We start from the raw sequence: 11594 nt of genomic DNA, 5'->3' as shown, positions 1-11594 counted from the left end.
GGGTGTGGCGGCGGGGCGGGCCGTGGCACGGACGTCAGCGGCCGGAAAGAAGCCCGCACCGGGCAAGGCGGCGGCGGGCGGGAAGAAATCCGTGGCGAAGCCGGCCCCGGCGCGCGAAGGTCCCATCAGGCGGGCCGGCGCGAAGCAGACGTCCACGGCGAAGCGGGGCGCGGCGGGTTCGTCCCGGTCGAAGCGGTAGCGAATCGGGCCGGTCATTCCAGAGTGGATAGAACGTTACTCCTGTGCGGCACGTCATCTTCCGGGTGGAGAAGGAGCGTTACGGGTTGCCGCTCTCGGCGGTGCGGGAGGTCGTCGTGCCTCCCGAGCGCTTCACCCGTGTGCCGCGTGCGCCACTGGCCATTACAGGCGTAATGAATCTGCGCGGCAGGGTCGTGACAGTGGTAGAGCTGCGGCAGCTTCTGAGTCTTCCCGAGGGTCCTACCCCGCCCGGACGGGTGGTTCTACTGGACCGCGGGCGGAGAGACCTGGGACTGTTGGTAACGGACGTAGATGGCATCGAAGCGGTGGAGCGGGTGAGCACGGCGCCAGGAAAAATGACGCCTGCCATCCGGGGCGTCGCCAGGCTGGGTGGCCTGGGAGTGACTGTCCTGGACCCAGAAGGGTTGGACGCCGCGGTGGTTGCCTTGTTCACCCATTCCAAGTGAGTAGCCCCCTGGAAAGCGCGGATGCTAGTGTCCGCGCTCCTCTAGGTGATTCGGAGGCGGAGTTCTTCACATGGCTAAGCGGGTCCTGGTCGTCGACGATGCCATCTTCATGCGCAACATGATCAAGGACATCTTTGCGTCTGGGGGGTTCGAGGTCGTCGGTGAGGCGGCCAACGGCCTGGAGGCCGTGGAGAAGTACAAGGAGCTCAAGCCCGACCTCACGACGATGGACATCGTCATGCCCTTCAAGAGCGGCATCGAGGCCACGCGAGAGATCATCAAGGCGGACAGCAGCGCGGTGGTCATCATGTGCTCCGCGCTCGGGCAGGAGAGCCTGGTGATGGAGGCCATCGAGGCGGGCGCCTCGGACTTCATCGTCAAGCCGTTCCGGGCCGAGGACGTGCTGGCCGTGGTGAAGAAGGTCCTGGGCGAGACGTGAGCGGCTGCGCCCTGGCGCGGGCTGTCCACCCTTCCTGACACGAGGCCGGGTCCATGACGATGGACATGTCCCGCTACCTCGGGCTCTTCATCTCCGAGGCGACCGACCACCTGGAGGCGCTCGGGCGTGACCTCGTGGAGCTTGAGCGCGAGGGCTCGTCCAGTGCGGTGGATTCGATGTTCCGCCATGCCCACTCGGTCAAGGGCATGGCGTCGTCCATGGGCTTCGAGCCCATCGCCATCGTGGCGCACCGCGTAGAGGACCTCGTGGACGCCGTCCGTCAGGACCGCGGCCGCCTGGACCGCGACCTGGTGGACCTGCTGCTCACCGCCGCCGACACCATGCTCGCGCAGGTGCGCGCGGTGGCGGAGGGCAAGCAGCCGGATGATTCCGCGGCGCTCCTGACACAGCTCAGCCAGCGCGTCACCACCATGACGGGCCAAGCCCCGGCCGCCACGCGCGTCGCGAAGGTGACGGCACTGAAGCCAGAGGGCGGCGGCTCGGATGGCACGGGCTCGGATGGCCCCGGCGGAGGCTCGGGGTCTGGCTCGGATGGCTCGGGCACGGGGGGCCCTGGCGGAGGCGCGGGGTCTGGCTCGGGCACGGGGGGCGGAGCGGGCAGCTCGGGCGGAGCTGGCGGCTCTGGCACTGGTGGCGGCACGAGCGGCGCAGCAGGAAGTGGGTCGAGCGCTGCGGGCGGAGCTGGCGGCTCAGGCCCCGGTGGCGGCACGAGCGGCGCCGCAGGAAGTGGCTCGAGCACTGCGGGCGGAGCTGGCGGCTCGGGCCCTACAGGCGCCGGTGCCAGCCCTGCCTCAACGCACGGTGGCGGAGCTACTGGCAGCGGCCCCCGGAGCAGCGTCGACGGAGGAGCGGGCGCCTCGGGTGGCAGTGCCAGCCCGAGCATGGCCAGCGGCACCGGTGTTGACGGTGCGGGGCCCGGCCCGGCCAGTCCCCATCTGATGAACGGCGGGCCCGGTCCCTCCGCCACCTCCAGCGCGCCGAATGGAGCGCACGGCACCAGCGCTCCATCATCCCCGGACGGAGCCACCGGAGGCGTGGTGGTGCCGCTGTCCGCGCGCCGGGCCTCGGACGCACCCGGAGCCGACGCCGGAACCGCGACCCCAACGCCCGACCTGGCCAACTCCCTGAAGGCCGCGGCCAGCGCGCCGCTCCCGGAAACGCTGGCCCAGCGCTGGGCGGTGCGGCTTCGCATCGCGCCCACCTGTCAGGTGCCCGGCGTGCGCGCCTTTCTCGTCCACAAGCGCCTCACCAACCTGGGCACGCTGGTGGAGCTCCGGCCCGCGCTGGAGGAGCTGAAAGCCGGCCGCATCCCAGACGGCAACATCCAACTGGAGCTGGAGACCCCGGCGGGTGAAGCGGGCATCCACGCGGCGCTGAAGAACGTGGCCGAGGTGGAGGTCATCTCGGTGAAGCCCGCGGTGGCCGCGCCCGTGGTGCAGCCCACCCTGGTGCCTGTCCCCGACGGCGCCCGAGCGCCTGCGGACACGGCGTCGCGCACGGTGCGCGTGCGCACGGAGCTCCTCGACTACTTCCTCGACACCGTGGGTGAGCTGATGCTTGCCACGGCCCGCCTGCGCGAGGTGGGCAAGGTGCTGCCGGAGAACACACGCCCCGCGCTGGAAGAGGGCGTCTACCGGCTGCACACGTTGGTGAAGGACCTGCACGACAAGGTGATGACGGCGCGCATGACGCCGCTGTCCCTCATCACCGACCGGCTGCCCCGGGCGGCGCGAGACATCGCCCGTCGCAAGGAGCGCGAGGTCGACCTGGTCATCACCGGCGCGGAAATCGAGCTCGACCGGGCCATCCTCGAGGAGCTGTCGGACCCGCTGCTCCACCTGCTGCGCAACTGCATCGACCACGGCCTGGAGGCGCCCGAGGATCGCGCCGTCGCGAAGAAGGGCCCACGGGGCCGGGTGCTGGTGGCGGTGAAGCGCGCCAGGGACCGCGTCATCATCGAGCTGGAGGACGACGGCCGCGGCATGGACCCCGCGAAGCTGAAGAACGCCGCGGTGTCGCGAGGCCTGCTCTCGGCGGAGGCCGCGGCGCGCCTGACGGACCGCGAGGCCTTCATGCTGTCGTGCCTTCCGGGCGTCTCCACCGCCAAGGACATCACCGACATCTCCGGCCGCGGTGTGGGCATGGACGCGGTGAAGCGCGTGGTGGAGAACGTCGGAGGTACGCTCGAAATCGACAGCGAGCGAGGCCGGGGCACCCGCTTCACCCTGCGACTTCCACTGACGGTCGCGGTGGTGCACCTGCTGCTGGTGGAGGTGGGCGAGGAGGTCTTCGGCCTGCCCATCGCCAAGGTGGTGGGTGCGACGGAGGCGGACGGCGAGTCCCTCAGTCGCAGCCGCGAGACGGCCCTGCTGCCCCATGGTAATTCGCTGCTGCCGGTCCATTCGTTGGATGCGCTGGTGGGCGTACCTGCCCCCCGGAGACTGGGAGCCCGGCCTTTCGTGGTGATGGACGGGGATTCCGGCCGGGTGGCCCTGGCGGTGGACCGCTTGTTGGGACAGGAGGAAGTGGTGCTCAAGCCGCTGTCGCGGCCCCTGGACTTGCTGCCCGGCCTGTCCGGCGTCACCATTCTGGGAAGTGGGCGTCCGGTGTTCATCCTGGACGTGCCGAGGTTACTGTCCGCGTGAGCCAGCCCCTGCACAGCGACGCGCAACTCGACGCACTGCGCGAGGTGGCCAACATTGGTTGTGGCCACGCGGCCAATGCGCTCTCCCGGTTGATGGGGGGACGCAAGGTGGACCTCTCCATTCCCCGCGTGTTGCTGACAGGCCCCTCCGACGCCGCCGAGCTGCTGGGCGGAGCCGCGCCAGTGGTGTCGGGGTGGCTCGGCATCCAGGGCGGGCTGAGGGGGGCCCTGTTGCTGGTGCTGCCCCAGCAGGACGGAGCCGCGCTGGAGGCGCTGCTCCTGGAGGGACAGCCCGTGATTCATCAGGCCGAACGGGACAGCGTGATGGCGGAGACGGCGAACATCGTCGCCAGCGCCTGCCTGTCCGCCATGGGCCGGCTGACGGGCTGGAAGCTGGTGCCCACGGTGCCCACGGTGCGGCGCGGCCGCGCGCGGGACGTGGTGTCCGACGCGGTGGGGCAGGTGGAGGGCGACGCCAGCAGCGTGGTGGTGCTGGAGGCTCGCTTCCTCGCGACCGCGGCGCCTCCGGTGGGGGGACAGCTGCTGCTGGTGCTGGCGCGGGACAGCATCCGCGACTTGCTGGCGCGGCTGGGCGTGTAGCCCGTTTCGAGCTAGACGGGCGCCCATGGATGAGAAGGCGCTGAAACAGCTCCTGGGCAGTGTGAAGTCCGGCCGCGTCTCCGTGGACGACGCGGTGGGCAAGTTGAAGGACCTGCCCTTCGCGGAGCTGGGGTACGCGACGCTCGACACGCACCGCAACCTGCGCTTCGGCTTCCCGGAGGTGGTGCTGGGTGAGCCCAAGACGGTGGAGCAACTGCTGGGCATCGTCGGGGCGTTGGTGGAGCGCAAGCAGACGGTGCTGGTGACGCGGCTCCAGCCGGACAAGGCGGAGGCGCTGGTGGCGCGCTTCCCCAAGGGCGAGTACCACCCGGTGGCGCGCATCTTCCATCTCAAGCAGGGCAAGGTGCGCGCGGGCCGCGTGGCCGTGGTGACGGCGGGCACCAGCGACATCCCCGTGGCGGAAGAGGCGGCCACGACGGCCGAGGCCATGGGCGCGGAGGTGCGGCGCGTCTACGACGTGGGCGTGGCCGGCATCCACCGGCTGCTGCGGCGCCGCGAGGAAATCCAGGAGTGCCATGCCGCCGTGGTGGTGGCGGGCATGGAGGGCGCGTTGGCCAGCGCGCTGGGCGGACTGGTGGGGATTCCCGTGGTCGCGGTGCCCACGTCGGTGGGCTACGGCGCCAACTTCAAGGGCGTGTCCGCGCTGCTGGCCATGGTGAACTCGTGCGCCTCCAACGTGGCCACGGTGAACATCGACAACGGTTTTGGCGGTGGCTTCTACGCCGCCCTCATTTCCCGGACGAAGGGACGCAGGTGAGCACCATGCGACGCATCCTCTACCTGGAGCCGGTGGGTGGCATCGCCGGGGACATGTTCCTGGCGGCGGGCCTGGACCTGGGCATTTCCCCGGCGGAGCTGGAGCGCGCGCTGTCGGGCCTGCGCGTCCCGGGCTGGAAGCTGGCGGTGAGCCGCGCGGTGCGCCACGCCATCAGCGGCACGCACCTGGACGTCGTGCTGGATGCGCGCGAGGTCCATCCGCACCGCGCCTACGCGGACATTCGGCGCCTCATCGAGGAGGCGGACACGCTGCCCCCGCGCGCGAAGGAGCGGGCGCTGGCGGTGTTCCGCGCCATCGGCGAGGCGGAGGCGAAGGTCCACGGCGTGTCCATCGACGACATCCACTTCCATGAAGTGGGCGCGGTGGACTCCATCGTCGACATCTGTGGCGCGGCGGTGGTGCTGGAGCTGCTGGGCAACCCGGAGGTCCATGCGGCGCCGCCGCCGCTGGGCAGCGGCACCATCCGCGTGGCCCATGGCGCCATGCCCATTCCCGTGCCCGCGACGCTGGAGTTGCTGCGGGACGTGCCCGTGCGCTTCGAGGGCGTGGGGGAGCTGACGACGCCCACGGGCGCGGCGCTGCTCAAGGTGCTGGCGCACATCGGCCATCCGCCGGACTTCATCGTGGAGAAGGTGGGCTACGGCGTCGGAACGAAGGACTTCAAGGACCGGCCCAACGTGCTGCGCGCGTCGCTGGGCCGGCTGGAGCAGGCCCGCAACGAAGGGCTCTGGGTGGTGGAGGCCAACCTGGACGACGCCACGCCGCAGCTGCTGGGGCACCTGCTGGAGCGGTTGCTCGCGGTGGGCGCGCTGGACGCGTGGGTGACGCCCGTGGTGATGAAGAAGAGCCGGCCGGGGCACCTGCTGAGCGCGCTGGTGGAGGGCGGCACGCGCGAAGCCATCGTGGACGTGGTGCTGCGCGAGTCCACCACGCTGGGCGTGCGCTACCACCGCGTGGAGCGTCAGGCGCTGGAGCGTGACTGGGTGGAGGTAGAGACGCCGTGGGGCAAGGTCCGCGTGAAGCGCGGGCTGCGCCAGGGCGCGGTGCTCAACGCCCACCCGGAGTTCGAGGACTGCCGCCAGGTGGCGGAGGCCGCGGGCGTCCCCGTGAAGCAGGTAATGGCCGCGGCGGTGGCGGCGCTCGGCCCCAAGGACTGAGCGCCGTGGGCTCCCTCTCCGAGGGCTTCGCGGACAGCTTCGTCAGGGGGTGATGAAGTCCCGGGCGCGGGCGCGCTGCCCGCGGTGGTTACGCCGGCAAGCGTACCTGGATGCGGGTGCCGCTCTGCTCGGCGCGCACGCACAGGTCGCCGCCATGGCGCTCGACGATGCGCCGGCAGACGTCCAGGCCCATGCCCGCCGCATGGGGCTTGGTGCTGAAGAAGGGCTCGAAGATGCGCGGCAGCAAGTCCTTGGGAATGCCCGGCCCGTCATCGGAGACCTCGACGACCACGTGTGCGGCATCCTTCCAGGTGCGCAGTCGCACGCGGCCTCCGCGCTCGCCCAGCGCCTCCAGCGCATTGAGCACCAACTGCGTCCACAGCTCGTCGAGCGCGACGCCTTCCGCCTTCACCCGGGGCAGGTGCGGGTCGTACTCACGCTCCACCGTGAGGTGCTCTCCGCGCAGCCGGTGGCCCAGCACCGCCAGCGCGTTCTCCAGTCCTTCGTGGACGTCCACGTCCTCACGCGGCACCGGGTCCATGAAGGCATAGGCCTTCACGCCTTCGACCAGTGCGGACACGCGTGCCGTTCCTCGCGTCACCTCCGCCATGAGCACGTCACAGCTCACCGCCACCACCAGCCACGCGAGCACGTCGCCCAGCAGCGCCCCGCCCACGCGCGTCGCCACCGACTCCAGCCACGCGACGTCCAGGCCGGAGGCCACCAACGCGGGCGCCGCCTCCCAAGCATCCGCCACGCCGCGCGCCTCCAGCCAGGAGCCCAGCGCTTCCTCGCGCTCGGCGCGGGCCAGGGGCTCCAGCGGCGGAGAGGTCCGCCCGCGTTCCGCCGCTTCCCGAGGCAGCGCCAGCAGGACGCTGCGCTGGGGCAGGGACAGGCCGTGGTCGCCCAGGGCCATGGCGCGTGCGGACACCGTGGCCATCAGCTCGCCTAGCCGCGCCGCGCTCCGCCGGGCCGCCGCGGCGGGGCTGCCCAGCTCGGCGCCCAGCTCGGCCGCCATGCGGCCCACGGGGAGCACTTCCGACTGAGGACGGACGTCTTGCGCCTGCTGCTGGGAGCGCTGCGAGGCCAGCTCCATCAGGCCCCGGCTGAGTCCGGGCGCCAGCCGCAGCAGCTCCCAGAAGGTGGCCGGCTCCATCCGGAACAGGCGCACGTCCGTCACCGCGTCGCCGCTGTGGGGGTAGGGCGCGTTCAGGAAGAGGATGAGCTCGCCGAAGAGGTCGCCGGCCTCCAGCGTGAACGTGGGAACGCTCTCGGTGCCGGTGCGGCGGCTCCACTGCGTGTGGCCCTCCATGATGACGGACAGGCCATCCGCGGCGGCGCCTTGCTCGGCGATACGCGTGCCAGCGGGGAAGTGGAGTTGACGGCCATGGTCCGCCATCCAGCGGAGCTGTTCTCCGGTGAGCCGGGCGAACAGCGGAACCTGGCGCAACGCCGCGACGATGTCGTCACTTCCCATACGCCGGGATGCTGCCTGTCCCCGCCAGGGAGTCCATCGGATTCGGCGGGGTCCCGCGCTATCGCAAGGGTTGCCGCGTCAACGCCTGAGCGAAGGCGTCGTTCCGCTGCCCAGCCACGCACACCGGCAGCCCCTCCAGCATCCCGCAGCGCGCGCCCGCCCGGAGGAAGGCGCCCACCTGCTGACGCACCACGACGTACACCGTGTCCTCGTCCACGCCGCCAGGGCGCATGGTGGCGTTGCACTCCTCGGCGATCGACGGTGGGGTCCGGGTGACGTAGCCGCTGTTGAAGGTGAGGCCCAGCCGGTAGGCCATGTACCCCGCCGCGTTGACCAGCGGCTCGTTGTAGGGGCACACCCACTGCACCTGCGGCGGGAAGAGGGCCAGGTGCTGGTAGTGGCCCTTCAGCTCCGCCCACTCCGGGGCCTGGAGCCGACGGAAGCCTTCCGGGCGACGGCGCAGCTCGCTCTTGTCCTGGCGCACGTCGTAGGCCTGCACGGCGACCACCAGCGCGAGCACCGCCGTCCCCACCCAGGCGCGCTCTCGCCATTGCCGCAGCCACAGGAGGAGGGCGCCGCCCATCACCGCGTAGCACAGCGGCCAGATGAAGCGGCCGGACGCGCGGAACGCGGACGTCAGCCGCGAGAAGGGCTCGTACAGCCCGCCCAGGTCCACCACCACCTGGCCCGTCCAGGTCACCCGGGACGACAGCGCGTAGACGGCCAGCAGCAGCACCGCCACCGCGAAGGGCAGTCCCCGCCGCCAGGGCAGGTCCCGCAGGGTGCGAAAGCGAAGCGCCGCGCCCACGACGGAGAGCACCACGAGCAGCAGCGCCCCCGCGCCCACATAGCCGAAGCCTTCGCCCTGCCGCCGCGCCACGGGCAGCGAGGGCAGCAGTCGCGACCAGTCCGTGGGATTAAACAGCGTGGTCAGGTCGGCGGAGAACTGGCCGAAGCCTTCCGCGCCCAGGTTGCTGCCGACGAAGTAGCCGAAGAGGGCGAAGATGAGCACGTCCAGCACGACGATGCCCACCGAGGCCAGCAGCGCGCGTCCCCAACTGATGACGCGGCCCAGGGCCAGGCGCACGGTCAGCGCCATGGCCAGCGGCGCGAGCATGGCCACCAGGTACGGATGCGTACCCGCGCCCACGGCGTTCAACGCGGCGGCCCATAGGAGGCTCCGCTTCGCCGCGTGGGCGTCTGGTGTGTCGCGCAGGTGCAGCCACATCATGGCCACCAGCAGCCAGTGCGAGCACAGCGTCAGGTGCCCCAGCCGCGCCGCCATGGGCGGACCCAGGGCCAGCAGCAGACCGCCCAGCAACTGGTGCGTGGGGCGGGACGAAACGACGGACACCAGCTTCGCGCCGAACCAGCCCATGAGCGCGAAACCCAGCGCCAGCCAGAGGCCGTGGTACTGGAAGTCAGCGGGCAGCAGCGCGTTGAAGGGCTTGAACAGCACCGCCAGCAGGGGATTGCCGTCCGTGAGCGCCACGGAGGTGCCATGCGGGAAGAGCTGATTGGGCGAGCTCGTGAGCGGCAGGCCCCACGGGGCGTTGCGGTAGAACAGCCAGCCGAAGCCGGAGGCCGCCCAGTCCTCGCGTATCATCCAGTCGATGCGCGTGGGCGGAATCGCCCGGCCACCGCCGAGCCAGAGGAACCACGCCAGCCCACCCAGCGCGGCGCTCCAGGGCGCCCACCGGCTCGCGGGTGAAGGAGAAGGCGCAAGGGTGGGGGCGGGCGGAGTCGGGGCGAGCGCCGGTGAAGCGGATTCCCTCGACGCCGGTGGACTCGGGATCGTCATGGCGGCCTTGGTGGAGGCCGGCACTGTAGGACCGCGCTTCCCGCACGGGCAAGCACCGTTCCGGGCCGAGCGCTACCGGCCAGCCTGGAGGTGGCAAGGCGTGACGCTGTCGTTGTTCCCGATGAAGCGCTCCTCCGGCGGCCCGGTGTAGACGCCGTCCGCGAGCATCGTGGCCCAGCACGAGGGGAGCCGCGCGTTGTCCGTGACGATGAACGCGTCGCGCACGTGCGCGAGTGCCTCCAGGTTCAGCGCCGTCATCGCTAGATTCCCCCGCACCTCCAGGGTGCCCAGGGTGTGGAGCGAGCCCAGGGTGCTCAGGTGCTCCAGCGCGTCATTGCCCTTGACGTACAGGCCGCGCATCCACGTCACTTGCTCAAAGCCAGACAGGTCCGTCAGCAGCGGGTTGAGGTTGACGAACAACGCGCCACCCATGCTCTGGAGCTTTGGCAGGTCCGCCGCGCGCAGCAGCCGTGGGTTCTCCGCCAGGGTGACGTCCCCATGCACCCGGAGCAGCGACGGCATCGGGCCCACCTGCTCCAGCGCTGCGTTGCCCGCCACGGCGAGCGCGCCTGTTTCGGAGAGGGCATCGAAGCGGAGGTCCAGGAGCCGGGCGTTGTTCATCACGATGATGCGGTCCTTCACCACCGTCAGGTGTTCCAGCCCGGTGAGGTGCGTGAGGGCCTTGTTGCTGGAGATGTCGAGCATGCCGCCGACCCTCGTCAGAGGTCCCAGCCCCTCCAGGGATTGAAGCATCGGGTTGCCCGAAATAGTGACGCTCCCTCCCACCTCCGTCAGACGGGACACTGGCAGCTTCTCCAACGCGGCGTTCGCGTGAACGGTGAGCGTGCCCGCCAGCACCTGGACGTGGGGGAACGCGTCGGGGCTCCACTGCACGCCGGTGTTCCACAGGGTGAGGTCGAAGTGGGGCGCCACGGCGGCCACGCCGCTCAGGGACGACAGGGCGGGGAGCGAGTAGAGCGTCAGGCTTTCGACGCGAACGGCTGGAAGCGCCTCCGGCGTCTGCGGTCCGACGCGCACCTCGTTGAGCGGGTTGCTGCCGCGGATGCTCAACGCTCCCCCCACGTAGCGAAGCCCAGACAGCTCCACTCGCGTCAGCGCCGGGTTGTCGTGGATGAACAGCGGACCTTCCACCGATACGAGGCCGGGGAGCACCACCGTCGTGACATCCGTGTGCTCGATGGAGAGCTCACCGCGAATGATGGAGAGGGACTTCAACGCTTCCAGGTCGGCCGCGTTCTCCACCACGTACATCCCGTCATGGGTCCCCGACAGCTGGCACACGAAGGCAGCCGCGAGAACCTCGGTGTCGTCGAGCACCTTGTCCAGGTTGGTGTCCACGCCTGTCTCCACCTGGGTGCCTCCAGTGGTGCAGTTCGGGCCCGCAGGCTCTGGCCGCTGGCGCAGCAGCGTCGCCGCGGGGTCCGCGCAGAAGCGGGCAGCCGCCCGGAGCTCGCTGTCATCGAGCACGCCGTTCCCATTGAGGTCCGCGCCGGCCTCCAGAAGCGCGTTGTCGTACCGGCAGACGAAGGGCTGGGGCAGCAGCGGGCGCACGCGGGCGAGGACAGGCGCCGGCTCCATGCAGCCGTGGACCTCGCGCGTCACCTCGTCATCCGAAAGGAGGCCGTTGCCATCCAGGTCCGCCCCCGCCAGGGTGAGCTGCCCGCCCAGCGCACAGGGCTCACCGGGAGGGAGCTGCCGCGTGCGCACCAGCACGCCTGGTGAGAGCGTGGCGCAGATGTACTCGGTGCCCGTCACCTCGTCGTCATCGAGCACGCCGTCATCATCCCAGTCCAGCCCCGAGCGCACGGCCTTCCCGCCGTGCTCGCAGTTCGGGCCGGAGGGCTCGTCGGTTACCCGGGTGCGCGCCTCGTGCTGCTCGACGAGCCGGCGCAGGTCGATGCCGTCACACCCGGCGGCCAGGACCAGCGCCAACATCCACGTCCATCGCATCGCCAGGCACCTTTCGGAGT

At 70.9% G+C, this 11594-nt stretch carries 10 protein-coding genes; 6 read left to right on the top strand and 4 right to left on the bottom strand.

Annotated elements, in window-relative coordinates:
• Positions 1-216: hypothetical protein (locus FMP39_RS37600; protein ID WP_194858651.1), on the bottom strand; the 216-nt coding region annotated here is incomplete at its 3' end.
• Between the two features lie 26 nt (positions 217-242).
• On the opposite strand from FMP39_RS37600, the gene FMP39_RS31940 reads away from it, so the two are divergent.
• From FMP39_RS31940 to larC, 6 genes are all read left to right on the top strand, one after another.
• The gene (locus FMP39_RS31940) at positions 243-665 is read left to right on the top strand and encodes a chemotaxis protein CheW (protein ID WP_011556619.1); all 423 of its coding nucleotides are present in this window, start codon (positions 243-245) and stop codon (positions 663-665) included.
• 70 nt (positions 666-735) lie between these two features.
• A complete protein-coding gene (locus FMP39_RS31935; protein WP_011556618.1) occupies positions 736-1104 on the top strand; it encodes a response regulator in 369 nt (122 codons plus the stop codon).
• A 53-nt stretch (positions 1105-1157) separates the two neighbouring features.
• On the top strand, positions 1158-3770 hold the full coding sequence (locus tag FMP39_RS31930) for a chemotaxis protein CheA (RefSeq protein WP_141593844.1): 2613 nt from the start codon (positions 1158-1160) through the stop codon (positions 3768-3770).
• Positions 3767-4369, top strand: a complete 603-nt coding sequence (locus FMP39_RS31925; protein ID WP_141593843.1) for a chemotaxis protein CheC — start codon at positions 3767-3769, stop codon at positions 4367-4369. Before FMP39_RS31930 ends, FMP39_RS31925 begins: the two co-directional genes overlap by 4 nt.
• 25 nt (positions 4370-4394) lie before the next feature.
• Entirely contained in the window at positions 4395-5147 is a 753-nt protein-coding gene (gene larB / locus FMP39_RS31920; protein ID WP_090488050.1) for a nickel pincer cofactor biosynthesis protein LarB, read from the top strand.
• A gap of 5 nt (positions 5148-5152) precedes the next feature.
• Positions 5153-6325 carry a nickel pincer cofactor biosynthesis protein LarC gene (larC, locus tag FMP39_RS31915; RefSeq protein ID WP_194858650.1) on the top strand — a complete coding sequence of 391 codons (1173 nt, stop codon included), beginning with the start codon at positions 5153-5155 and terminating at the stop codon, positions 6323-6325.
• An 88-nt stretch (positions 6326-6413) separates the two neighbouring features.
• Here the strand turns inward: larC and FMP39_RS31910 are convergent, their stop codons facing one another.
• The 3 genes from FMP39_RS31910 to FMP39_RS31900 all read right to left on the bottom strand — a co-directional run bounded on the left by FMP39_RS31910 (position 6414) and on the right by FMP39_RS31900 (position 11574).
• A complete protein-coding gene (locus FMP39_RS31910) occupies positions 6414-7802 on the bottom strand; it encodes an ATP-binding protein (protein WP_141593841.1) in 1389 nt (462 codons plus the stop codon).
• Between the two features lie 58 nt (positions 7803-7860).
• A complete protein-coding gene (locus FMP39_RS31905) occupies positions 7861-9603 on the bottom strand; it encodes a DUF6311 domain-containing protein (RefSeq protein WP_228558511.1) in 1743 nt (580 codons plus the stop codon).
• Positions 9604-9675: 72 nt separating this feature from the next.
• The gene (locus FMP39_RS31900) at positions 9676-11574 is read right to left on the bottom strand and encodes a hypothetical protein (RefSeq protein ID WP_141593839.1); all 1899 of its coding nucleotides are present in this window, start codon (positions 11572-11574) and stop codon (positions 9676-9678) included.
• Between the last annotated feature and the right edge of the window lie 20 nt (positions 11575-11594).

Origin of the sequence: Myxococcus sp. AB056 (genome assembly GCF_006547365.1) — a bacterium.
GTDB classification, from domain to species: domain Bacteria; phylum Myxococcota; class Myxococcia; order Myxococcales; family Myxococcaceae; genus Myxococcus; species Myxococcus virescens.
Note: the sequence above shows the minus strand (reverse complement) of the source record. Positions and strands in the feature narration are given on the sequence as shown.